At 42.9% G+C, this 22,496-nt stretch carries 25 protein-coding genes; 17 read left to right on the top strand and 8 right to left on the bottom strand.

The window, feature by feature from the left end; all coding sequences use genetic code 11:
* Window positions 1–35 precede the first annotated feature (35 nt).
* From hemF to FTV25_RS10400, 6 genes are all read left to right on the top strand, one after another.
* Window positions 36–983, top strand: a complete 948-nt coding sequence (hemF, locus tag FTV25_RS10425; RefSeq protein ID WP_166135895.1) for an oxygen-dependent coproporphyrinogen oxidase — start codon at window positions 36–38, stop codon at window positions 981–983.
* 150 nt (window positions 984–1,133) lie between these two features.
* The gene (locus FTV25_RS10420; protein ID WP_004786985.1) at window positions 1,134–1,340 is read left to right on the top strand and encodes a hypothetical protein; all 207 of its coding nucleotides are present in this window, start codon (window positions 1,134–1,136) and stop codon (window positions 1,338–1,340) included.
* Between the two features lie 98 nt (window positions 1,341–1,438).
* On the top strand, window positions 1,439–2,227 hold the full coding sequence (gene aroE / locus FTV25_RS10415; RefSeq protein WP_166135892.1) for a shikimate dehydrogenase: 789 nt from the start codon (window positions 1,439–1,441) through the stop codon (window positions 2,225–2,227).
* A gap of 386 nt (window positions 2,228–2,613) precedes the next feature.
* Window positions 2,614–4,437 (top strand): acyl-CoA dehydrogenase C-terminal domain-containing protein, encoded by a 1,824-nt coding sequence (locus tag FTV25_RS10410; RefSeq protein WP_166135889.1) that lies wholly within the window; start codon window positions 2,614–2,616, stop codon window positions 4,435–4,437.
* Window positions 4,438–4,796: 359 nt separating this feature from the next.
* On the top strand, window positions 4,797–5,006 hold the full coding sequence (locus tag FTV25_RS10405) for a cold-shock protein (RefSeq protein ID WP_004786992.1): 210 nt from the start codon (window positions 4,797–4,799) through the stop codon (window positions 5,004–5,006).
* A gap of 380 nt (window positions 5,007–5,386) precedes the next feature.
* The gene (locus tag FTV25_RS10400) at window positions 5,387–5,671 is read left to right on the top strand and encodes a hypothetical protein (protein WP_159122646.1); all 285 of its coding nucleotides are present in this window, start codon (window positions 5,387–5,389) and stop codon (window positions 5,669–5,671) included.
* 104 nt (window positions 5,672–5,775) lie between these two features.
* Here FTV25_RS10400 and hemW read toward each other — a convergent pair whose 3' ends face one another.
* A complete protein-coding gene (hemW, locus tag FTV25_RS10395) occupies window positions 5,776–6,930 on the bottom strand; it encodes a radical SAM family heme chaperone HemW (RefSeq protein ID WP_180003274.1) in 1,155 nt (384 codons plus the stop codon).
* A gap of 126 nt (window positions 6,931–7,056) precedes the next feature.
* Between hemW and FTV25_RS10390 the strand changes: the two genes are divergently transcribed.
* Together FTV25_RS10390 and FTV25_RS10385 are read left to right on the top strand one after the other, a co-directional pair.
* Window positions 7,057–7,515, top strand: a complete 459-nt coding sequence (locus FTV25_RS10390) for a DMT family transporter (protein WP_004786999.1) — start codon at window positions 7,057–7,059, stop codon at window positions 7,513–7,515.
* A gap of 40 nt (window positions 7,516–7,555) precedes the next feature.
* On the top strand, window positions 7,556–8,914 hold the full coding sequence (locus FTV25_RS10385; RefSeq protein ID WP_180003265.1) for an MATE family efflux transporter: 1,359 nt from the start codon (window positions 7,556–7,558) through the stop codon (window positions 8,912–8,914).
* Between the two features lie 30 nt (window positions 8,915–8,944).
* Here FTV25_RS10385 and FTV25_RS10380 read toward each other — a convergent pair whose 3' ends face one another.
* The gene (locus FTV25_RS10380) at window positions 8,945–9,151 is read right to left on the bottom strand and encodes a DUF1737 domain-containing protein (RefSeq protein ID WP_034701512.1); all 207 of its coding nucleotides are present in this window, start codon (window positions 9,149–9,151) and stop codon (window positions 8,945–8,947) included.
* A 288-nt stretch (window positions 9,152–9,439) separates the two neighbouring features.
* Between FTV25_RS10380 and FTV25_RS10375 the strand changes: the two genes are divergently transcribed.
* Together FTV25_RS10375 and FTV25_RS10370 are read left to right on the top strand one after the other, a co-directional pair.
* Complete coding sequence (locus FTV25_RS10375) at window positions 9,440–10,738, top strand: AarF/ABC1/UbiB kinase family protein (protein ID WP_004787005.1); 1,299 nt, start codon at window positions 9,440–9,442, stop codon at window positions 10,736–10,738.
* A gap of 97 nt (window positions 10,739–10,835) precedes the next feature.
* The gene (locus tag FTV25_RS10370; RefSeq protein ID WP_004787006.1) at window positions 10,836–11,087 is read left to right on the top strand and encodes a type B 50S ribosomal protein L31; all 252 of its coding nucleotides are present in this window, start codon (window positions 10,836–10,838) and stop codon (window positions 11,085–11,087) included.
* Window positions 11,088–11,164: 77 nt separating this feature from the next.
* Here FTV25_RS10370 and crcB read toward each other — a convergent pair whose 3' ends face one another.
* Window positions 11,165–11,545: a fluoride efflux transporter CrcB gene (gene crcB, locus FTV25_RS10365; RefSeq protein WP_159122650.1), complete on the bottom strand. Its 381-nt coding sequence runs from the start codon at window positions 11,543–11,545 to the stop codon at window positions 11,165–11,167.
* A 165-nt stretch (window positions 11,546–11,710) separates the two neighbouring features.
* Between crcB and FTV25_RS10360 the strand changes: the two genes are divergently transcribed.
* Window positions 11,711–12,043 carry a HopJ type III effector protein gene (locus FTV25_RS10360; protein ID WP_180003263.1) on the top strand — a complete coding sequence of 111 codons (333 nt, stop codon included), beginning with the start codon at window positions 11,711–11,713 and terminating at the stop codon, window positions 12,041–12,043.
* A gap of 222 nt (window positions 12,044–12,265) precedes the next feature.
* Here FTV25_RS10360 and FTV25_RS10355 read toward each other — a convergent pair whose 3' ends face one another.
* A complete protein-coding gene (locus tag FTV25_RS10355; RefSeq protein WP_004787012.1) occupies window positions 12,266–12,829 on the bottom strand; it encodes a hypothetical protein in 564 nt (187 codons plus the stop codon).
* A gap of 180 nt (window positions 12,830–13,009) precedes the next feature.
* Here FTV25_RS10355 and FTV25_RS10350 point away from each other — a divergent pair, with 180 nt between their 5' ends.
* Window positions 13,010–13,636: a class I SAM-dependent methyltransferase gene (locus FTV25_RS10350; protein ID WP_180003319.1), complete on the top strand. Its 627-nt coding sequence runs from the start codon at window positions 13,010–13,012 to the stop codon at window positions 13,634–13,636.
* Here the strand turns inward: FTV25_RS10350 and FTV25_RS10345 are convergent.
* Window positions 13,633–14,217, bottom strand: a complete 585-nt coding sequence (locus tag FTV25_RS10345) for a hypothetical protein (protein ID WP_180003261.1) — start codon at window positions 14,215–14,217, stop codon at window positions 13,633–13,635. The genes FTV25_RS10350 and FTV25_RS10345 overlap by 4 nt on opposite strands.
* A gap of 26 nt (window positions 14,218–14,243) precedes the next feature.
* Window positions 14,244–14,711 carry a Holliday junction resolvase-like protein gene (locus FTV25_RS10340; RefSeq protein ID WP_004787020.1) on the bottom strand — a complete coding sequence of 156 codons (468 nt, stop codon included), beginning with the start codon at window positions 14,709–14,711 and terminating at the stop codon, window positions 14,244–14,246.
* 123 nt (window positions 14,712–14,834) lie between these two features.
* Between FTV25_RS10340 and FTV25_RS10335 the strand changes: the two genes are divergently transcribed.
* The 5 genes from FTV25_RS10335 (at window position 14,835) to FTV25_RS10315 (ending at window position 20,145) form a co-directional block, all read left to right on the top strand.
* Complete coding sequence (locus tag FTV25_RS10335) at window positions 14,835–15,479, top strand: ParA family protein (protein ID WP_180003259.1); 645 nt, start codon at window positions 14,835–14,837, stop codon at window positions 15,477–15,479.
* 132 nt (window positions 15,480–15,611) lie between these two features.
* Window positions 15,612–16,760 (top strand): AI-2E family transporter, encoded by a 1,149-nt coding sequence (locus tag FTV25_RS10330; protein ID WP_180003257.1) that lies wholly within the window; start codon window positions 15,612–15,614, stop codon window positions 16,758–16,760.
* Window positions 16,761–16,870: 110 nt separating this feature from the next.
* Window positions 16,871–17,413 (top strand): superoxide dismutase family protein, encoded by a 543-nt coding sequence (gene sodC / locus FTV25_RS10325; RefSeq protein WP_180003255.1) that lies wholly within the window; start codon window positions 16,871–16,873, stop codon window positions 17,411–17,413.
* A 205-nt stretch (window positions 17,414–17,618) separates the two neighbouring features.
* Window positions 17,619–19,721 carry a YccS family putative transporter gene (yccS, locus tag FTV25_RS10320; RefSeq protein ID WP_257218940.1) on the top strand — a complete coding sequence of 701 codons (2,103 nt, stop codon included), beginning with the start codon at window positions 17,619–17,621 and terminating at the stop codon, window positions 19,719–19,721.
* 127 nt (window positions 19,722–19,848) lie between these two features.
* Window positions 19,849–20,145: a DUF3817 domain-containing protein gene (locus tag FTV25_RS10315; protein WP_004787034.1), complete on the top strand. Its 297-nt coding sequence runs from the start codon at window positions 19,849–19,851 to the stop codon at window positions 20,143–20,145.
* 205 nt (window positions 20,146–20,350) lie between these two features.
* Here FTV25_RS10315 and FTV25_RS10310 read toward each other — a convergent pair whose 3' ends face one another.
* Both FTV25_RS10310 and FTV25_RS10305 read right to left on the bottom strand, forming a co-directional pair.
* Complete coding sequence (locus FTV25_RS10310; protein ID WP_125279694.1) at window positions 20,351–21,580, bottom strand: MFS transporter; 1,230 nt, start codon at window positions 21,578–21,580, stop codon at window positions 20,351–20,353.
* A 102-nt stretch (window positions 21,581–21,682) separates the two neighbouring features.
* Window positions 21,683–22,384, bottom strand: coding sequence for a hypothetical protein (locus FTV25_RS10305; RefSeq protein WP_180003251.1), 702 nt, complete (start codon window positions 22,382–22,384; stop codon window positions 21,683–21,685).
* Between the last annotated feature and the right edge of the window lie 112 nt (window positions 22,385–22,496).

Below are 22,496 nucleotides of genomic sequence, written 5' to 3'. Positions count from 1 at the left end.
GTAAGCAGTCTTTTTATTTCCCTATGAGGGTTCTGATGCAGCATCCTACCTCTGCAGATATTCAACGCGTTCGCGATTTTCTCCTCGACCTGCAAGCCCGGATTTGTGCCGCGCTGGAACAGCAGGAACGTGCCGGTGGCGGCACGGCTGAATTCGTGATTGATGACTGGGAACGTCCTGAAGGTGGCGGTGGCCGTTCACGCGTGCTGCAAAATGGTAAGGTGATTGAAAAAGGCGGTGTGATGTTCTCTCACATCAATATTTCCAAACTGCCCGCTTCTGCCACTGAACGCCATCCGAATATAGCCGGAGCTAAAGCCCAAGCCATGGGTGTATCTTTAGTTATCCATCCTAAAAATCCGAACGTCCCGACCTCACATGCCAATGTACGTTTATTTGTGGCGGAAAAAGAAGGTCAGGATCCAATCTGGTGGTTTGGTGGCGGTTTTGACCTCACCCCTTTCTATCCAAATGATGAAGATGTGCTGTCATGGCACCAGACAGCGCATGATCTCTGTGCGCCTTTTGGCGAAGAGGTTTATCCAGAACATAAAAAATGGTGTGATGATTATTTCTATCTAAAACATCGTGATGAGCAGCGCGGTGTCGGCGGTCTATTCTTTGATGACCTGAATCAATGGGATTTTGAAACCTGTTTTCAGTATATGCAGGCTGTAGGCAATGGCTATTTAGAGGCCATTCTGCCAATTTTCCAGCGTAACCAAGACAAGTCTTATACTGAAGCACAACGTGATTTCCAGCTGTATCGTCGTGGCCGTTATGTGGAATACAATCTGGTATATGACCGGGGCACACTATTTGGCCTGCAGACGGGTGGCCGGATTGAATCAATTCTAGTCAGCCTGCCACCTCTTACCGGCTGGTTATACCGTCCGGAATGGGCCGAAGGATCACCAGAAAAACGCTTGACTGATTACTACCTTAAACCACATGACTGGTTAACAGAATTAAAAACAAAATAAAGCAATCAAAATATTTAAATACAAATTGCCCTCAGATCGAGGGCTTTTTTAATGGATAAATCCTCTATACTGCAACTCAGAAAGATATTTCAGGATCTACTCCTTGATCTTGACTCTGATAAAGATAAATTCTGCTAGGTAAAAATAACAATGTTTAAGCTTCACCTTAATCCTGCTACGTTGGCCTTTTGGCTATTTCTGGCGCTTGGTATTAGTGCGATTAGTACCGCTGTCATCAGCCATAACCTGATTCTAGATGTAGTTGCCATTTCTGTGAGTGTTCTCACGATTGCCGGAACCTTATTTAGTATGGCCTTGCTTTTTGTCGAACATATTATTGAGATTTGCAGTTCCTAAACCTTTAATCTTTAGCCTGCTTTTCACTGCTGACAGGCTTTAGCCCTCCTGCATTTTCACGTATATTAATGGCCATTTCCGCACATGGACATGGTGAAATGAGCAAGCAATTTGCCGTCATTGGCAACCCCATCGAACAATCACGCTCTCCTGAACTGCATCAGGCTTTCGCTGCCAAAACCGGGGTCAATCTGACCTATACCAAACGCCTTGCCCCTCTGGATGGTTTCACAGCCAATATCCAGGAATTTTTTGCTCAGGGCGGTATTGGCATGAATGTGACTGTGCCCTTCAAAGAACAGGCCTTTGCCCAGTGCCAGGTCCTTACCGAACGCGCCAAAATCGCCAAAGCCGTGAATACCCTATGGATGAAAGATGGCATTCTGCATGGTGACAATACTGACGGACAAGGCTTAGTCGAGGCTATTCGTGCTCTTGACTGGACTCTGGAAAATACCGATATCCTGATTATTGGTGCTGGTGGCGCGACCCGCGGCGTGATCTATCCATTGGTACAGGCTAGTGTGAAGAAGATTGTTATTGCTAACCGTACTTTGTCACGTGCAGAACAACTGGTTGCCGATCTAAAAGACGCTGTGCCTCAAGCGGAGTTACAAGCCATTGCCTTAACTGATTTAGCTGGTGAGTTTGATATCGTGATTAATGCGACTTCTGCCAGTCTTAGCGGTGATGCGCTGGTACTACCTGAAGCTCTACAGTTTAAACATGCCTATGAAATGGCCTATGGCAAACCGTCCACGTTCTTAGATCAAGCCAAAGCCCGTGGCGTCCCTACCTCTGAAGGTTTCGGCATGCTAGTCGGTCAGGCCATTGAATCTTTTTATATCTGGAACGGAGTAAAACCTGAGCTGAAAGATTTTCTTTAATTCTGAATATTTTTGAGATGAACGGGTTAGCCATTAATCCGTTCACTCTTTTCCTTTCATTAAAAATAATAAAATTAAATTGGATTTAATGACATGATTTATCCAATGATTAGCCCCTAACATTCGTGTACAATTCATACAAAAATACCCCTAGACAATCTCCCTAAATATTGATTAAAGTCCAGACAGATAAGCATTTTTCAATATAAGTGCCTTATTTAAAGATGGAGAGTTCCGTTATTTAATCTTTAAACTTGTCTGATCTTCTCGATTCGCTTTTCTGACATTTTTATTTGTTGTCTTTATCAATGTTTTTTTATCCCCAATGTGAATAATCATAGAATCGATACAGATAATCCAAAACTATTTTAATCAGGATTAAACGCATGCCAGCATATAAAGCTCCTTTACGTGATATTCGCTTCTTAATGAATGAAGTGCTTGATTACCCTGCACATTACCAAAAACTGTCAAATGGCGAATATGCCGATGCAGATACGGTAGACATGATTCTAGAAGGTGCGGCAGATTTCTGTGAAAATGTACTTTCTCCACTGAACCAGACCGGCGATGCAGAAGGCTGTCATTTTGAAAATGGCGAAGTACGCACACCTAAAGGCTTCAAGGAAGCTTATGATCAGTTCGTACAAGGTGGCTGGCAAGGTCTGTCTTATCCTGAAGAATTTGGCGGTCAAAACCTGCCGATGTCTTTAAACCTGATCAAATCCGAAATGATGGGTACAGCAAACTGGTCTTTCCAGATGTATCCAGGTTTGAGCGTGGGCTGTATCAATACCATCATCCAGTATGGTACTGACGAGCAGAAAAACACCTATCTACCGCATTTGGTTGCAGGTACCTGGTCAGGAACCATGTGTCTGACTGAGCCACAATGTGGTACCGACCTGGGTCAGGTAAAAACTAAAGCAGAACCGCAAGCTGATGGTACTTATGCGATTTCTGGCACTAAAATCTTCATTTCTGCGGGTGAACACGATTTAACTGAAAATATCGTGCACATCGTTTTGGCACGTCTTCCAGATGCGCCACAAGGCACTAAAGGCATTTCCCTGTTCATCGTACCGAAATTTATTGCCACTGAAGATGGCGGTATTGGTGAACGCAATGCGGTGAACTGTGGTTCGATTGAACACAAAATGGGGATCCGTGCCTCTGCAACAGCGGTACTAAACTTTGACAATGCAGTAGGTTATTTAATTGGCGAGCCAAACAAAGGCTTGCATGCCATGTTTACCTTCATGAATACCGCGCGTATTGGTACCGCAATCCAAGGTATCTGTCATGCAGAACTATCGTTCCAGGGTGCATTGCCATATGCCAAAGAACGTATGTCGATGCGTGCCCTGTCTGGTAAAAAAGATCCAGAAAAAGTGGCGGATGCGATTATCCACCATGCTGATGTACGCCGTATGCTGTTGACCCAGAAAGCGATTGCTGAAGGTGGTCGTGCCATGATCTATCATGCAGCACAAATTGCAGATAACATGAATGATGCCCTGCTGCGTGGTGATACTGCTGAATTTGAACAGCAGGATGATCACTTAGGTTTCTATACCCCTATTCTGAAAGGCTTCCTGACTGAAATGGGTTATGAAGCAGCGAACCACGGTATGCAAGTATTTGGTGGTCATGGTTACATCAAAGAATGGGGCATGGAGCAAATCGTTCGTGATTCACGTATCTCTACCCTGTACGAAGGAACGACTGGCGTTCAGGCACTTGACCTGATTGGTCGTAAGGTCCTGCTAACCTCTAAAGGTAAAGTGATTCGTGATTACACCGCTGAAATTCTGAAATTCTGTGGACAGCATGCACGCAATAAATACATGCGCCGTTTTGCCTGGGACCTGACCAAGCTATGTGCACAGTGGAATGCGTTAACTGTACGTATCATGCTGGCAGCACGTAAAGACCGTGACATCGTATCCTCTGCTTCTGTGGACTTCCTGATGTTCTCAGGCTATGTAATGATGGCTTACTTCTGGGCACAACAAGCTGCAGTGGCTTCAGCGAAACTGGTTGCTGGTGATGGTGCAGAAGTTCCAGAGTTCTACAAAGCGAAAATTAAAACTGCTGATTTCTACTTTGAGCGTTTATTGCCACGTGCCCAAGGCCATGCTGAAGCAATGGTGAATCCATCCAAAACCATGACTTCACTGGCAGCAGAACACTTCAGTTTTGATTACTAAGTCAAAAGTTTAGGTTTTAGCTTTAAAAAGAGCGCTACGGCGCTCTTTTTCATATGTCAAAATGATGACTGGATACAAAGAAAAATCTGCTGCGTACACAAACTACACAAATTTATATCTATAATTTTCAGACGTCTATTAAATAATCCATATAATTTACTTGAATATCTATAAATACAGGGTATGATGGCGATAACTAGAAAAATTCTTGTTTTGGTTAGTCTTCTTTTAAGTATCGCAGTTTTAGTCATAAACCTTCGTTTTAAAGATCAATAAGCTCCATCCTTTTTATTTTTCAAAGTTACAGCTAGTCATCTGAAATTTTGACTATAAATCCATAAGATTCAATAGGTTATATTATGTCTAACACAGTTACCGGTACAGTAAAGTGGTTCAACGAAACTAAAGGTTTTGGCTTCATTCAACAAGACAATGGTCCAGACGTTTTCGCTCACTTCAGCGAAATCCAAGGTTCAGGTTTCAAAACTTTAGCTGAAGGCCAAAAGGTTTCTTTCAGCGTAGCTCAAGGCCAAAAAGGTCCTACAGCGACTAACATCACTGCAATCTAATATTGCGAAGATGAAAAAAAGCACTCATTAGAGTGCTTTTTTTTTTGTACCTAAATTGACTAATTTTAGTTTCTAGATCAATTAATTAAATTTTAAAGATAATTAAAAATATTCGCTTTTCATTCATCATCTTGTCCTAAATTTCTTCATCTAAATTTAGTCAGGTTAAAACATGAAGAAACTGAGAAGAAATTTGATGATTTTAAAATCAAAAATTGCCCATAAAAATATAGAAGTTTTAATTAAAAATATTATTTATTAATTACTTATATACGAAATTGAAAGAAATTCTGAAATTTACAAAAGTCTTGTCTACGGCTCCATTTTCCCTACATCACTGACTCCTATGATGAACTCATTGAATAAATATGAGTATGATCATGAAAAAATTAGTTTCTTCTTTAATGATTGGCTTGATCGCAACAACAGCTACCATGTCAGTAATGGCAGCTCCTGGACCGGATCATCGTCATCCAACGCCAGCAGCGCATCATTTTGATAAGAAACCAATGCCGCATAAAGGGGGTTTCCATAAAGCACCTCCTAAAGCGCATTTTAACCAGCATGATCGTCATGATAAGTTTGGCAAGAAAGACCATAAAGGCTTCTTCAACAAAAATCATCACAATGGCCCGCATCACAAGTTGCCACCTAAGTATCGTTAATCCGAATGGCTTAAATGCATAGTGGAGAGAGAAGAAAAAGCCCGATGTAACTCATCGGGCTTTTTCTTTTTAAACTGGATTAATTATTCGGATAGATTAGGCAATTAAAGAAACTCTTCCAGCACAGAGTTTAAAAAGATGTGACCTTGCTCAGTACATGCCAGACGTTCTGCATCTTCTACCATTAATTGACGTTGGCGCAATGAAGTCAGCAATTCATCCAGTGTATCCAGACTATAACCTGTTCGTTCAAGATAAAGCTTCGCTTCCACACCCTCATTTAAACGTAAGGCATTCATCATAAATTCAAACGGCATATCTGCCGCTTCGATGCGCTTAAACTGCAAATGTTCTGCTGGCACTTTGGCTAAATAGTCTTTGGGCAAACGGGTTTTCTGGAAACGGTAAACACCATCCGGTTGAGTCACTTTGCCATGCGCCCCTGCTCCAATGGCCAGATAATCACCAAATTGCCAGTAATTCAGGTTATGTGCCGATGGTAATTCTTCACGCCAGGCAGAGACTTCATAATTGATAAAGCCATTGGCTTTTAAATAAGCCTCGCCCTGTTCCTGAATCTCTTCCAGTACTTCATCGACCGGTAAAATCGGCTGAGTACGGAAAAACACAGTATTCGGCTCAATAGTTAACTGATACCAGGAAATATGCGTAGCACCATTCTCGACTGCCAGTTTCAGGTCATTGAGTGCCTGCTCTAGTGTCTGTTCAGGTAAGCCATGCATCAAATCCACATTAATCCGTTGAAAACCAGCATCACGCGCCAGGCCAATCGCCGAGATCGCATCTTCATTGCTATGGATTCGGCCCAGCTTTTTCAGATGCTCGGTATTAAAACTTTGCACGCCAATCGACAGACGATTAATACCAGCTGCTAAATAGCCAGCAAATGGATCATGCTCCACCGTACCTGGATTGGCTTCCAGTGTGATTTCACAATTCTCTTCAAAAGGAATCAGTGCTTTCAGTTCGGTAAACAGCCACTGATAACCTGCAGCAGAGATCAGTGATGGCGTTCCCCCACCGATAAATACACTATGAATCGAACGGCCTTGGGCAAAATCAACCTGAGTTTTAAAGTCCTCTACCAGCGCATGCAGATATTCCCGCTCCAGCTCGAGAGACAATTCCCCATCAGGCACGGCATGCGAGTTAAAGTCACAATACGGACATTTACGTACGCACCACGGCATATGGATATACAGGGATAAGGGAATAAGTGCAGGATTCAATTCAGCCAAAGAACTACTCAAAAACAACTACAAGATCTAGCGTAATTTTAACATGACTCGGCAACAACACTGCTAAAATTAAAATCGCCATCACCTAATGCTTAAAAATTTAAATAGAATTAGATAGTTAAAATTATGAAAATATCCTCCCAGCTCCTTATTTTATTGCCTTTGGTGTTTGCAATCGGGGTCTTGCTGACCTTACAGACGGCTATTAATACCCAATTAAAAGAATATTTATATTCTCCTATTCAAGCTGCATTTTTTTCCTTTTTGATTGGTACAATAGTACTTGCCGGCATCGTGCTGTTTCAGTCACATCCCAAACCAGGCTTACAGGAGCTGATGGCAATTCCCTGGTATCTCTGGTTAGGTGGTTTTTTGGGTGTTTATGCGATCAGCATGAGCATTTATGCTGCACCTAAAATGGGCTTCCTGACACTGACCGGAATGATTATTTTTGGTCAGATGGTGATGTCCATGATCGTCGATCAGTTTGGTCTGCTGGGCAATGAAAAAATGCCGGTGAACTGGCAACGTCTTTTAGGTGGCGTGGTGATTTTTATTGGTGTGCTTCTCACTTTACAACGCTAAACCTTATCTCTAAGCACATGATCACTAATGAGTAATTTTTGTGTCGAATGTTTTGACAGCCACAACCCGTCGTTATGAATTAAAACAGCTGTTCCATCTGATGTTGCCCATTCTGGTCACACAATTCTCCCAGGCAGGTTTGGGCCTGATTGATACCATTATGGCCGGGCGTCTCTCACCAACTGATCTGGCAGCGATTGCGGTTGGTGTCGGCCTCTGGATTCCAGTCATGCTACTCTTCAGTGGCATCATGATCGCCACCACGCCTCTAGTCGCTGAAGCTAAAGGTGCACGTACACCTGAGAAAATTGCCACAATTGCGCGACAATCATTATGGGTCGCATTCATCCTTGGGGTGATTGCGGGTCTGGTTTTACAAGTTTTGCCCCTCTCTTTACCTTTACTAGGTGTCCCAGAAAGCTTGCAACCTAAGGCTGGTCTGTTCCTACATGCCATCGGCTTTGGTATGCCTGCTGTGACCATGTATGCGGCTTTACGTGGTTATTCTGAAGCCATTGGTTATCCACGTCCGGTCACTGCTATTAGCCTCATGGCGCTACTGCTTTTGGTTCCATTAAACTTCATTTTTATGTATGGAGTTGGCCCTATTCCGGCACTGGGCAGTGCCGGTTGTGGTTTTGCCACAGCAATTCTGCAATGGTTAATGTTACTCAGCTTGGCGCTGTATATTTTTAAAAATCGGGTTTATCAAAGTAGTCAGCCATTTAGTCACTGGGAAAAGCTGAACGGATATTGGCTGAAACGGATTTTAAAGCTGGGCTTTCCGATCGGACTGGCAATTTTCTTTGAAGTGAGTATTTTTAGTACCGCAGCGATAGTCTTGAGCCCATTGGGTGAAACCATTGTGGCCGCTCACCAGATTGCTATTTCTGTTACCTCACAGCTGTTCATGATTCCGATGTCTCTCGCCATTGCACTAACCATTCGGGTGGGAACTTATTATGGTGAACAGAACTGGGATGCCATGCGTAGAGTGCAAGGCTTAGGTCTGATGACCGCGACGATTTTGGCTCTGCTGATCATGTTATTACTCTGGGTGTTCCGTAGTGAAATCGTAGCGCTTTATACCTCTGATCCTATGGTGACCCAGATTGCGCTTTATCTGGTGCTCTTTGCAGTGGCCTATCAGCTGATGGATGCCTGGCAGATCAGTGCTGCAGGTTGCTTACGGGGTATGCAAGATACCAAAGGCCCAATGTGGATCACCATGATTGCCTATTGGGTGATTGCCTTCCCGGTGGGGGTTTATTTGTCCCGTTTTGGAGATATGGGGGCAGCAGGCGTCTGGGTCGGTCTGATTGTCGGTCTGAGCGTGGCCTGTGTTTTATTGCTGGCACGACTTTATGGCAATAATAAACGTTTAAGCCAGCGTGCCTAATCCTCTTATTATTTAACAAGATGCATTGAATTACTGATTTAGTGCATCTTTTAATCCCTGTGGAATCTCCGACTCATCTGCGACTTCTTTAATCACCACTTGCCCGACAATGACATCTGTTCCATTAAAGGTCATGGTTGGCGCACCATAAAGTTCATAGCCTTCATTGAGTGCCTTGGTCACACGGGCACAAAAATTCACATCATCTTTGCCAGTAAAATATCGATAGACTTTCATTGAAATTTCTTGATCTTGAGATGCCATTATTTTAAGCCTTTCATCATGGAAAGGAACTCAAAAATCATGCTTTGCTCTCTCCAGAATAATTAAATAATTGATTCAAAAACTGCCGTACAGACACCAAGATGGTTTAAAAATTGCATAAATCAAGTGAACAATATCAAGTAAATATGAATACTTTGAGAAGCTTTGCAACATAACATCTACAATTAAATATAGGCAATTTATAGTTTGTCACCTATGATCAAATACACCCATAAAAATGGTGATTTTGAGGAATCTCGCATGGCAAAAACGGCTCGAACGCCTGGTCGCCGCTTTATGAAATTGGCTGGAATGACCGCAAGTATTGCAAGTAAAACCCTATCCAATTCGATTAAAAATTTAACTGCGGATGAAGAGCAGAAAAATGCTGCACGCAGTAAATTATTTCAGGATATTGGAGTACAGATTGCTGATACCTTGGGGGAAATGAAAGGTGCGGTGATGAAAGTCGGCCAGATTGCCTCGCAATATAAAGATATTTTCCCGCCTGAAGTTGCTCGAGCCATTTCCAAATTGCAGCGTCAGGCTCCACCGATGCCATTTAAAGAGATTCAGTCACAGGTTGAAAAAGAATTAGGTAAATCTTTGCAGGACCTATTCCAGCAGTTTGATGAGCAGCCTTTTGCCGCAGCCTCGATCGGACAGGTGCATAAAGCGACTCTACCCGATGGCCAGCAGGTTGTGGTCAAGGTGCAATATCCGGGAGTGGAAGAAGCCTGTGAAAGTGACCTGAAACAGGTTCGTCTGGCCTTGCGTTTGATGGGTGTACTAAAAATTGACCGCAAATTGCAGGATCAGCTATTCAAGGAAATCCAGCATAGTCTGGACAATGAACTCAATTATGAAATTGAAGCTCAGAATCTGGAAGTGGCACGTGCCTTTCATGAATCACTCGATCACCAAATTGTGATTCCAAAAGTATTTAGTGAATATTCTTCCCGCCATATTCTGACCCTAAGCCTGGAACAGGGTGAAAGTATGGAAACAGCCAGCCAATGGCCGCTAGAAACCCGTAATGCCCTAGGCCGCCGTTTATTCCGTGCGATTGGTCAGGAAATTTTCTATCTGAAACGTTTCCATTGTGATCCGCATCCAGGGAACTTTGCCTTCCGTGAAGATGGCTCGGTGATTATTTACGATTACGGCGGTGTTAAAACGCTTTCTACCGAGATCATTACTCATTTCAAAGAGTTGATCCATGCAGCCCGTGACAAGGATATTTCGACCATTGAACAGCAACTGGATGCCTTGCATACCCTGACAGAAACCGGAAAATTCCCGGCCGATCTGTATGAGCAATGGCTAGAAGTGCTGATGCGTCCTTTAACCACTAATTATGATTTTGCTGAAAACTCAGCACATCATGATGGAATGGAATTGCTCAAACCTTCTCTGAAATATTGGGATGTATTCAAACCGTCGCCGGATACCCTGATGGTAAACCGTACTATTTCCGGACAATACTGGAACTTGATTCATTTGAAAGTACATGATGATTTGAGTGATGTATTTGAAGAAATCGTGCCAAGTCGCAGTTAAGTTGAAGTAATAAGCTTACAAGCTGTAACCCTACTTCACTTGAAATATCAAATGTTACATTATAACATTACTCTTAAATTACAAGAGGAATATTACGATGCGTCCAGACATTCATCCCGAATATCGAGAAGTTTTATTTCATGACACCAATGCTGATGCCTACTTCGTGATTGGCAGCACCATGACTTCTAGCCAGACCAAGGAATATGAAGGTAAGACCTATCCTTATGTCACCCTGGATATTTCGAGTGCTTCACATCCGTTTTATACCGGTGAGCAACGTCAAACCAGTAATGAAGGTCGCGTAGCGAGCTTTAACAAACGTTTTGCCCGTTTTAAACGTGGTTAAACTTAAAACCTCCGATTTTTACTCTCAATTTAAATCGCGGTTTATGTCAGGAAATTACCTCCAATTTCCTGACTTTTTTATGCCTGCGCTAAAGCCAGCTGAGTTAAATAGAAGCCCACACCCAGCATCAATACTCCGACAATCACACTAGAGATCACATAACTGAGGGCAATCGTGACTGCACCCTGCTTAAGCAGCTGAAAAGTTTCTAGGCCAAAACTGGAAAAAGTCGTAAAGCCGCCCAAGATGCCTACCATCAAAAATAGCCGTGCTTCAGTTTGCAGGAAACTGTATTTCTGGCTAAGGGCAAAGAAAATCCCGGCAAACAGACAGCCTATAATATTGATCCACCAGGTCGGCCACGGAAATAGCATCTGTGGCTTGGCAATCAACATTCCTGCTCCATAACGCAGTGTTGCCCCGATTGCCCCGCCCATTGCCACCAAAAGCCAGTTCATGTCTACTCCGTCTTTACTCGATCTTAAACCTTTTCTCAGCCACCATGTGGGACGAGAATAATGAATAACATCATGCACCTAAAATTGCAGAATGAACATGGACCTTTGCCAAAAAATTGGTATATTCGACGCCATTCAAATTGATTTAAGTTAGAGGGAATCCACATGGCTCAGGAATTACTGGCTCAATTGGCTGCGGGCGAAGCTAAATTTGCAGATGTGATTGCATATATCGATGCGCACTATGCTCATACACCTACTGCTTTTAAAAATGGCCAACAGGCTAATGCTGCCACTGAAAACCAAGGCAGTGCCAAAGTATTTTCATTTGCCAAACTGAATGGTTTGGATCAGGCACAAACCTTGAGCCTGTTTGCAGAACACTATGCGGCTGTACTGGCCACACCAGAAGCAACGGATCACCAGAATATCCGCCAGTTCATGCAAAATGGCTGGGATGGCATTGCCTTTGAAGGTGAAGCACTGGCTGCCAAATAAGTTATTCTGCCAAATAAAAAACCGCCTATTTCTGGCGGTTTTTTATATCAAAATAACAGAACAAGATGACATTCGTATTTAAGATTAAAATTATTTTTGGAGAAGTAATTCAATTTAAAAATGAAAAACTATAAGGCTTAAAATAAATTAAATATCAAGAAAGCCAAGCCACCCAGCAACACTTCAAACGCCCCTTTCAGAAAGCCATAAGTTTTTCCAGTTTTAACCTTTACCTACTTTCTCAATCCACTTGATTGAGCTGACCCGAAATACTTCACAAGCACCATCACCGGTATCGGTTGGGGTTAAAGAAGATTTCCAGACGAGATCTTTATCACGCACTTCCACCAACTCACCTTGTAAACGCACCAGATCCCCACGTTTTACCTGTTTAATTGCTTTGGCAATTTGTGGATTGGCAGGAATGATGTGCATATTGGAGACCATCTGTTTGGCCTGTTCAATGGGCACTGGCACGCGATCCATTTTCCAGTTCAGGTAACGGTTATACTGATTGACCGTAATGTGCCGGGCAATTTCAGGTTGTGCAAACAGCCCCCAACTCACCGCATAATCGATCGGAGAGAACTTGGCCTGCTCGTCGTCGGTATAAATTTTTGATCCCAAAATACGGAAATCACCTTTAAACGGCTGCAAGACTGAAATGGATTGGTCTTTAGCCATAGGCGGCAGTCCTTTGGCAACATTATGGTCTACAGAAGTGTGACCATAAAGCGGTAGTAAAAGACTGGCCGCCAAAGCATAGTATCGAAGATGTTTGAACATAATTCTGTCTTTATTCCATCAAATCTTTCCAAGAATATCTTGTTTGATAGTACGATTTTTTTAATGAATAAATAGTTGAAATTAGTAACAAGTTGATCAATTTTGGTGAGCAGAGATCTTTAGCTAATCTAATTATTTTCGGTTAATCTAGGCTTGTCTAAGAATAATTTGAATGCGACCATGCTGTATAAATTCTATCAACAACATATTTTTCCGCATCTGCTGAATCAGGTCATGCAGACTCCATCCCTGATGGATTTACGCCGTGAATTATTATTACCTATTACAGGTGAAGTTCTGGAAATTGGCTTTGGTACAGGATTGAATCTGCCTTTTTATCAGGCCGTCGATAAAGTCTATGCGCTGGAACCTAATCCGGACATTTTTAAACTGGCTGAGCAGCGTATCAGTCAAAGCCCTTTTGCGGTCGAACAGATTCAGGCCCGTGCAGAAGCCCTGCCTTTTGCAGAAAATAGTCTGGAAAATATCGTATCAACCTGGACCTTATGCAGTATTCCGGATCTACATCAAAGTCTGCATGAAATTTATCGGGTTCTGAAGCCGGGCGGCCATTTTCATCTGGTTGAGCATGTATTAAACCGAGAGCATCTCAACATTCAGCGCTTGCAGCATTTACTCACCCCGATTCAGAAGAAAGTGGCAGATGGCTGTCATCTTAACCGGGATATTGAAACTGCTCTTTTAGAGGCCGGGTTTGACCTGGATGAAGTTCATTATACCGATGCAGAAGGTATTCCAAAGATTGGCCAGCGTATGCTGCTGGCACGAGCACATAAACCGCTTTAATCCAGCACTTTTAAATCAGTTATTCTAAACAGACGGCATTGGGCTGATCTTGGATTGCCTTTTCCAACCTGAAATTCTTGCTGGCTGGTCGCTGATTTGACCTGTACCCAGTCACCTTGCAGCCAGATCCGCTGATCTGCTTTTAAACGGCGAACCTTATTGGCAACAGCTTCGCTGGCGGCAATCACACTCAGGTTCAGCAAATGAGGTTGAATGTTCGCAGGATTGGCCTGTGCGTCTGTAGCGGTCATATTGAAACAACGCCTGTCCTGCTCAAGCTTGAATGATTTAAATACAGCACTGGATACTTCCGGTGCGGCCAGTAACAGATCAATATTGCTGACATAGGCCAGATCATTAAAGCTTCCCACCACCGGACTGGCTGGATGAATGGTACGGCGCTCAGGTCCATAATACTGTTTGGCCAGTACGCGATATTCAGCCTGATGCGGCTCAATCGATTCTACCTGAAAATTTTTGAGTACTCCGGCCTGCTCCAGATTCGGAATCGCCCGAAAGTATTCCGACCAGATCCATAGTCCAAGCGCAAACAGTGCTGCGGCAATAATCAGTTTATCCATAGTGTAGCGTTGAAGCTTGCTGTCCTTCAGTCTTCAAAATCAATCCGGATGGTCTCAAAACGTACCCGCCCTTCCTGAATGGCTTGAGCAATTGCCATCTGGCCTTTGGTCAGACGTGCACCCCCACTTTTAATATCAATCAAAACCACTTCAATATCTTCTGCCAGTCCTTCACCATCACGAAAATCGGTATAACCATCAAAGACTACATAATCCACCGGATCGCCTAAAAATTTGGCATCACTAGGTAGATATTGAAACTCTGGCATGATCGGTGCCAACTGCTCGGCCATTTTGCCTTTGAGTACCGCGCGACTGGTATTTACACTGCGTTTTTGTGCAGCGACTAAAGCTTGCTGATGTTCCAGCTCCAGCTCGGCAATATATTGTTCATATTCTGCTTTAATTCGACCATTTCGCGTCTGGCCCAGAATCAGGGTAGTTAAAACCACTCCAATACAGGCACCAATCAGCATAGCCATTCCAATGGACATTCAATCTTCCTAATCTGCTTTATTTTGCTGCCTACCTTCGACTGAAGTTGAAAGGGTCTGCCATCCAGTAAGCCTGCAAAGAATGATATGCTAGGCGGGAGCAGAATTAAATCATCCCGGGTCATGAAAACTATTTTAATTGCAAATCAGAAAGGTGGCTGTGGTAAAACCATTACTGCGATTAGCCTGGCAGCTGCCCTGGCACAAAAGGGTTATAAAGTTGCTCTGGCTGATGCGGACAGCCAGAAATCGACCTTGCAATGGCTGAAACATCGCCCAAAAGATGCCGCACCGATTCAGAGTCTGGACTGGCGGAATGCCAAATCGATTGGGGATGCGCCTAAAAACTTGGAATATCTGATTATCGATGCACCCGGAGCGCTGACTGAAGATCATGCCGAACAGCTAATTAGTGAAGCGGATGCCATCATTATCCCGCTGCAGCCTTCTTTTTTTGATATTGATTCTACGCGCCGTTTTCTCAAACATTTGCAGGATATTAAACGTATCCGTAAAGGCAAGGTTGAAATTCTGCTCCTCGCTAACCGCACCAAACCTAATGCAGCCAGTAATCAGGACATTCAGCAATTCTTTAATAAAATTGATCAGCAACCGGTTACCTGGATTTCTGAACGTGCACCCTATAGCCGACTGGCCATGCAAGGCCTGTCTATTTTTGATAAACAGCAGAAGATGTACCGTGAATTACAGGATCAATGGCAACCTTTATTGAATGCCATTATTGACGATCCAAGCCAATGGTTCTAGTTCTGTTATTTTTAGCCTCTTCTTTTTATTCTAAGGAAAATAATCGTACTACTTCCCGCACTATCGTTTTCGATCGCTTTTTTTTCAGTTAATATGCCTGACACGACCTAAAAAAATGAGCCTCTAAATTCAGTGCAACAGTACGCGCCTACACTACAAAAAGTCTTATTATTTGGACTATTTTTCATTCTGATTTTTTTGAGTTTTCACATACTCAAGTATTTCATCATTCCTGTAGTTTGGGCAGCCATTATTGCGTACATGACCTGGCCGCTGTATCAGTCGATCTTAAGAATGAGTGGCAATCGGCCGACACTGAGTGCGACCATTATGATTCTGGGTGTGATTCTGGTATTTGGTTTGCCTTTTATCTTTGCCATTTTTATGCTGCAACACGAAGGCCGGAACCTGTATTTTGAATTGCAGAAACAGGTATTCTCAGGTCATCTCAGCGTTCCAGATTTTATTCGCGGCCTACCACTTGTAGGTAAGGAAATTACCCGCACCCTGAATGAGATTAATGCCGATCCAAATAGCATTGCACAAACCATTTCAGTCTGGATTCAGGGTCATCTGAATTACGGTAAAATTGTGCTGAATGAAATCAGTAAAAATGTCTTCAAGCTGTGTTTTGCCGTGCTGTCGTTATTCTTCTTTTATCGTGATGGCCATACCATTCTGAATCAGGTGCGTAAAGCCTTTGAAATGGTAGTCGGTCCACGTATTCATCATTATCTGGCTACAATTTCGGATACTACACGTGCGGTGGTCTATGGCGTAGGTTTAACGGCGATTGCCCAGTCTTTACTGGCAGGTATCAGCTACTTTGTGGCTGGCGTACCGAACCCAATGGTACTGACCATTATCACCTTTATCTTTGCTTTAATTCCTTTTGGCCCTCCTGTTGCTTATGGTGCAGTTTCGCTATGGCTGTTCTCGCAAGGTCAAACCATTGAAGCCGTAGGGGTCATGATCTGGGGTGTCTGTATTGTGAGTACGGCAGATAATGTTATTCGTCCACTGGTCATTTCAGGTGCAACACAAATTCCATTCCTGCTGATCATGTTTGGTGTCTTGGGTGGCATTGCCAGCTTTGGTCTGGTTGGTGTCTTTATTGGACCGGTGATTCTGGCCGTACTACTGGCCATCTGGCGTGAATGGCTGCATGAAAGCAACTTGAATGAACCTTTGATGATGCCTAAAGCCACTATGGCGCATGAGGTTGAACCGAAGAAAAAATTCCGTCTGCGTCGTAACAAGACGCCTAAATCACCAGACTGACCGGCTTAAACAAATTAAAACATTTAAGTACTGATTTTCTATAGTGCTTTTGGTCTTGCTCTGTTTCAATAGATTCCGAAAAACAGAATAAAGATCAAGGTGTGATAATTATGTCTTCATTGTTTAAACTTACAGCTTTGTGCGCAGTCAGTGCCGCACTTTTTACCGGTTGCGCTTCAACCTCCACTTCGACTGAAAATGTTAAAACCGTGACCCTGAATGCTGTCTCTGCACAGGGCGTCGGTGAATCGATTGGTACCGTATTATTGAGTGACAGCCCTGCGGGCCTGGTGATTCGTACTAACCTGAAACAGCTTCCTGCGGGTGAGCGTGGCTTCCATATTCATGAAAATGGTTCATGTGCACCGGGTGAAAAAGATGGCAAACCAGGTGCTGCACTTGCTGCCGGCAGTCACTACAACCCGAATCAGGCACCTCATCATGGCACACCCATGACGGGTCATCTGGGTGACTTACCAGCCCTTAAAGTAAACACTGATGGTACAGCACGTGTGACTCTGCTTGCGCCACGCCTGAAACTGGCAGATGTTCAGGGTCGTGCCATCATGGTCCATGCAGGCGGTGATAACTATTCAGATGAACCGCAGCCATTAGGCGGTGGCGGTGAACGTATTGCATGTGGCGTAATCTGATTTATTACAGATTATTAGTATTCAAAAACGGGCTTCTTGCCCGTTTTTTAGTAGATATTTCTTTTGAAATTGGCGCTTAAATTGCATTCAAAACCGGCAGTCAAATACCACGGATCATATTCTTGTGAATAGCTCAGATTCCATATTGCATCCTCTTCAGCACATACTTAAAAAAGCCCTGTTGCCTTTTCAGTCCAGTGCCTTGATGACTTACTGTTTGCAGATGTTCATTGTGCTTTCAGGAACGACTTTTGGTCTAAAACTTCTCGGTTATGAAACCTTGATTGTTCCGGTCACTTTAGGAGCAATTGCCACTGCCCTGACCGATTTTGATGACCGTTTAAGTTTAAGGCTGCGCAATCTGGGGCTGGTCATGCTGCTGTTTTTTGCAGTCAGTAGCATGCTGGAATTTCTGCATCCCTATAAAATCTGGTTTGCACTCTGGCTATCACTTTCTAGTGCCGTATTTATCTTAATGGGGGCTTTGGGACAGCGTTATGCCACCATTTCATTTGGCACTGTATTGCTGTCCATTTACACCATGTTTGGCTTGGGAGAATATGCGCACTGGTACGAACAGCCGCTTTATTTTGTAGTTGGTGTGCTGTGGTATGGCCTGACTTCTATCCTATTTTATCTGATTCGTCCAACTTTACAGGTTCAGGAAAATCTGTCCATCAACCTACAACAGATGGCCGAACTGCTATCGACCAAAGCCAAATTATTTGATCCCGATAATCAGAATAATGTCGAACCGCTGCTTTATGAACTTTCCTTAAAAAATACCCAAGTCATTGAAAGCTTTAACCGCACCAAAGATTCTTTACTGACCCGACTCAAAGCCTCGCGCCCAAATCATAAAACTATTTACTGGCTGAATCTTTATTTTCTGACTCAGGATATTCATGAGCAGGCAACTGCTAACTATCTGCATTACGAGCAGATTCACCAGCATTTTAGCCGTACCGATCTGATTTTTCGCATTCAGAAAAATATTCACTTGCAGGCGCTTGCCTGCCAGCAGTTGGCTACTTGCGTATTGCGTAATGAAACTTATCAGCTTCCTGAACAGCATCAACTGGCACTCAAAGCATTAGAAGCTTCCATGCAGGACTGGATTGCCCAGCACCCCCAGAATATTGAAGTGAAAAACTTACAGCTCATTCTGAGCAATCTGCTGAGTGTGCATGAACAGCTGCAACATTTGCAGGATGGACAAGCCATTTACCGTCCGGATTATCCAAAGCATTTTGATGATTCCAGCCTGTTTGATGATGACCTGCGTGGACCCGCAGATTTCTGGCTGAAATTAAAACCCCATTTGGGACCGCAATCGGCGCTGTTTCGTCATGCGGTGCGGATCGCTTTGGTCTTTCTGGTCGGCTATGCAATTTCTCTATTGCCCTTTGCCAAAAATGGCTACTGGATATTGCTGACCAGTCTGTTTGTATGCCAGATCAGTTATTTCGCTACCAAAAGCCGTTTAAAACTGCGAACTTTGGGTACATTGCTCGGCGTCATTCTAGGAATTCCAATCCTGTATTTTGTACCAAGTATTGAAGGCCAGTTGCTGCTTACGGTGATTTTTGGTGTCGGCTTTTTCTATTTGCGCTCCAAGAAATATGCTATGGCTACATTAATGGCGACCCTAGTAGTACTGCTGATTTTTAATCTGAAAGGCGCAGGCTATGCTGTCATTCTGCCGAGAATTATCGATACCCTGATTGGCTGTCTAATTGCCTGGCTGGCGGTCAGTTGTATCTGGCCGGATTGGAATTTCCGTAATATTTCCAGCAATATCAAAAAATCCTCCCAAGCGACGCTGAACTATTTACTGGCTATTCTGGAGCAATATCAGCATGGCAAAAATAACAGCATTGCTTATCGGACAGCACGTCGTTTGGCCCACAATGCCCAGATTGACCTTTCCAATATGATTTCCAGTCTGAGTACCGAACCAAATCCAGATCCGGTGCTGATTCGCAATGCCTTCCGTTATCTGGTTTATAGCCACAGTCAGCTCAGTTATATTTCCGCATTGGGTAGCCATCGTGAACAGGTATCTGATCCGCAAATTCTGCAACTGCTTTCTGCCTGTCAGCAGACTTTAACTAATGCCCTGTCAAATCCTGAAAATGTACCGCAGCAGGACATTCAAGGCCAATTGGCAGAAATCCGGCAACTGAGTCAGCAGGAACATATTTCCACCCACCTGCTGCTGGTACTTAAACAGATCAGTCTGTTACTGGAAACCTTGCCTGAATTATTGTCTCTAAGACAGCAATTACTGGCAGTTGAAATCAAATAACCAAGCGGAGCACTAGGATATAAGTATTTAAAATAATTCATTTTATTCTATAAATTTCATTTTGCTTAAATCGGCAGATTGGGTACACTCAAGCCTGATTGAATAGAACATAGAAGAGTGAGTGCGCGTGAATATTAAAACTTTGCGTCTGGTTGGATTGCTTGAAGGTATTTCATTTCTGCTGCTGTTATTTATTGCCATGCCGGTCAAGTACATGATGGATAACCCGATTCTGGTAAAATATATCGGCATGGGTCACGGCGTTCTTTTCGTGCTTTTTCTTGTGGTGTTATTTGCGGTCTGCGAAAAACAGAAATGGTCTCTGAGTATGTTTATTCTGGGCTTGATCGCGTCGATTCTGCCGTTTGGGCCATTTATCTTTGATATGAAATTAAAGAAGTTGGAGCAGCCGGCTGAAGCTTAACTTTTGGATTCTAATCATTATTAAATCAATAATGGATGTTTTCTCTCCTTTTAGGAGATGAGTAGCACTGCTGCGCAAAGGTAAGGTTATTTTATTAATATTTCCCTCTCTCTCCCATAGGGAGAGAGAACATTCAATACTTTTATTTGAGGCAAATAAAGTAAATAGCTTCATTCGATTAAATATTTAAGAGAAAGGAATCCTTTTAAAACTCCCCTCGCCCTTTTCTTTCCAACATCACCTGTTTCAGCTGCATACGTGGCAAGCTAAACCACAGCGCAATTAAAATAAACGAGGCACCGCAATAAGCCCAAAGATCAAAAGCTTCATAAGCAATTCTGACCACTTCAATCACGATAAAGAAACTCAGCATCATCAATATGGATACTGTTGCCGCAACCGTGCCTTTAGACACTTCAGATGACATCAGCGCAAACCGGTACAATACCGAAAAGCTGATCCCTTCACCCAGACTGATGCAAGTGGTACCGATAATCAGGCAATGCAGAAAATAATCCGGAATCAGCATTCCCACTAAAAGCAAAATGGTTCCAAACAACATCAATGGCACACCCAGCATCACTGTTTTACCGAGCGGCATCTTGTCGATAATTTTCAGCAGAATGATATTGCCCAGAATCAGGCCACCCAATACCGGAAACTGAGCCAGGCCATATTGCATGCTGCTCAAGCCCAATTCTTCAACCAGAATCACAGGAGATAAGGCAATCCATAGCATCAATGGCAAGCTCACCAGTGGCAATGCCATGGTCATGATCACAAAGCGTTTATTTTTCAGAACCTGCTTAAAGTCATCGACAATATAGCTAAGTGGCTGTTTCGGAATACTGATATTGGGATTTGGCATTTTCGCTTTCAGTCCAAACCAGCTCACAAATGCCAGACAAGCGATGCCGATAAAGCCCCAATGCCATGAGACATGATCAATCATAAAAGCACCAACCACTGGCCCTAAAAGGGGTGCCAGCAAGGAGACATTGGCCATAAGCGCCATCACTTTAATGGCATCGCGTTCTTCAAAACTTTCCTGAATCGCGGCATAACCCACAGCAGCAATAAAGGACAAACCAAAACCTTGTAAAAAGCGCAGGAACAGAAAGCTTTGAATATTCGGTGTAAGTAAAATCGCCAGACAGCAGATTACAAAAAATGCTACGCCACCGAGCAGGACTTTTTTACGGCCTAATCGGTCTGATAAGGGTCCTAAAATTGCGGCAACAAATGCCCCACCTAACAGGAAAAAGGACATAGAAGATGGTGCCCAGGAACTGCTTACGCCAAAATCACGGGTAATGGCCAACATGGCCGGCTGGATCAGGTCATTACAGATATAGACGGAGAATTCAAACAGCACCAGTGCCAGAGGAAACATCAGTGTGGCACGGGTCAGTTTGTGGGTTTGGGCGTTTTGCATGGGAGTTGTTATTGCCAGTCTGTCCATTAATAGCAGACCGAACTTTATCTAAAATAGAAAGAAATAATTTTAGCAGAGATCGGATTTAAAGTATTTTAAACTTTAACTACTCTCAACCGATTTCTTCATTTTTAAAGATTCAGCTAAAACTTTATTTGCCTCTGTCAGTAATTTGACTTGTTCCAACGAATTATCAGAATTTGAATCAGCTTTCGAATCGTTATAAAGTTCCTGTCCAAAGAAACGATCAGCCAGTCTTTTTCTTAGCTCTAAACGATCTTCATCTTTAAATTCACGGGCATATAGCGGGAAAGCAGCAAGTTCTGTTCCTAACATTCTGGCTTTATAAGCCACTTTAAGATGTTTCGAGGACTCACGTGCCAAATACCAAGCAGGTGTAGTTAAGCTAAAAAGCATTAATGTTTTAATTAAGCTACCCCACCCGAAAGGAATATAAATATAGCTACTATCTCTTAAATAGTTCCAATTTTGAATAGATAAATTTAAAAAACCTAGAATTAAAAGCACGCCAATAAATGCAAAAATACCTAAAGCCCAATTTCTATATTTGTTTGCTATCGAAACTTCTTCCTCATGAATTTCATCATATAATTTTTTAATTAAGCTATTATTTTTATCGTCTATATCCTGATTTAATAAATACTTCTTTACTCTTAACTCTTCAACTAATTGATTAGCTTCACTCTGTAATTTCAAAACATCTTCATTATTAAAAGAAATTCTTAATTGTTCTTTATGTATATCAAATAGTTGTATGTTTATTTTTCTATAGATCTCTTTCATAAATCAAAAAACGATCTTCTTTTTGGTTAATATTTGCACTCCGGATTTCTTAGCATTCGTGCATAATCTGCGGATGAAATACATCGATTCAAACAAGCTTTCTGATCCTCAG

This window comes from Acinetobacter sp. YH12249 (genome assembly GCF_013417475.1).
Taxonomy (GTDB): domain Bacteria; phylum Pseudomonadota; class Gammaproteobacteria; order Pseudomonadales; family Moraxellaceae; genus Acinetobacter.
The sequence above is the reverse complement of the archived record's forward strand: the minus strand, read 5'-3'. Positions and strand labels throughout refer to the sequence as shown.

Excerpts from the sequence above, each read along its gene's own strand:
- hemF (WP_166135895.1), top strand. The coding sequence starts at position 36 with ATGCAGCATCCTACCTCTGCAGATATTCAACGCGTTCGCGATTTTCTC.
- FTV25_RS10420 (WP_004786985.1), top strand. The coding sequence starts at position 1,134 with ATGTTTAAGCTTCACCTTAATCCTGCTACGTTGGCCTTTTGGCTATTT.
- aroE (WP_166135892.1), top strand. The coding sequence starts at position 1,439 with ATGAGCAAGCAATTTGCCGTCATTGGCAACCCCATCGAACAATCACGC.
- FTV25_RS10410 (WP_166135889.1), top strand. The coding sequence starts at position 2,614 with ATGCCAGCATATAAAGCTCCTTTACGTGATATTCGCTTCTTAATGAAT.
- FTV25_RS10405 (WP_004786992.1), top strand. The coding sequence starts at position 4,797 with ATGTCTAACACAGTTACCGGTACAGTAAAGTGGTTCAACGAAACTAAA.
- FTV25_RS10400 (WP_159122646.1), top strand. The coding sequence starts at position 5,387 with ATGAAAAAATTAGTTTCTTCTTTAATGATTGGCTTGATCGCAACAACA.
- FTV25_RS10390 (WP_004786999.1), top strand. The coding sequence starts at position 7,057 with ATGAAAATATCCTCCCAGCTCCTTATTTTATTGCCTTTGGTGTTTGCA.
- FTV25_RS10380 (WP_034701512.1), bottom strand. The coding sequence starts at position 9,151 with ATGAAAGTCTATCGATATTTTACTGGCAAAGATGATGTGAATTTTTGT.
- FTV25_RS10375 (WP_004787005.1), top strand. The coding sequence starts at position 9,440 with ATGGCAAAAACGGCTCGAACGCCTGGTCGCCGCTTTATGAAATTGGCT.
- FTV25_RS10370 (WP_004787006.1), top strand. The coding sequence starts at position 10,836 with ATGCGTCCAGACATTCATCCCGAATATCGAGAAGTTTTATTTCATGAC.
- crcB (WP_159122650.1), bottom strand. The coding sequence starts at position 11,545 with ATGAACTGGCTTTTGGTGGCAATGGGCGGGGCAATCGGGGCAACACTG.
- FTV25_RS10360 (WP_180003263.1), top strand. The coding sequence starts at position 11,711 with ATGGCTCAGGAATTACTGGCTCAATTGGCTGCGGGCGAAGCTAAATTT.
- FTV25_RS10355 (WP_004787012.1), bottom strand. The coding sequence starts at position 12,829 with ATGTTCAAACATCTTCGATACTATGCTTTGGCGGCCAGTCTTTTACTA.
- FTV25_RS10350 (WP_180003319.1), top strand. The coding sequence starts at position 13,010 with ATGCTGTATAAATTCTATCAACAACATATTTTTCCGCATCTGCTGAAT.
- FTV25_RS10345 (WP_180003261.1), bottom strand. The coding sequence starts at position 14,217 with ATGGATAAACTGATTATTGCCGCAGCACTGTTTGCGCTTGGACTATGG.
- FTV25_RS10340 (WP_004787020.1), bottom strand. The coding sequence starts at position 14,711 with ATGTCCATTGGAATGGCTATGCTGATTGGTGCCTGTATTGGAGTGGTT.
- FTV25_RS10335 (WP_180003259.1), top strand. The coding sequence starts at position 14,835 with ATGAAAACTATTTTAATTGCAAATCAGAAAGGTGGCTGTGGTAAAACC.
- sodC (WP_180003255.1), top strand. The coding sequence starts at position 16,871 with ATGTCTTCATTGTTTAAACTTACAGCTTTGTGCGCAGTCAGTGCCGCA.
- yccS (WP_257218940.1), top strand. The coding sequence starts at position 17,619 with ATGACTTACTGTTTGCAGATGTTCATTGTGCTTTCAGGAACGACTTTT.
- FTV25_RS10310 (WP_125279694.1), bottom strand. The coding sequence starts at position 21,580 with ATGCAAAACGCCCAAACCCACAAACTGACCCGTGCCACACTGATGTTT.
- FTV25_RS10305 (WP_180003251.1), bottom strand. The coding sequence starts at position 22,384 with ATGAAAGAGATCTATAGAAAAATAAACATACAACTATTTGATATACAT.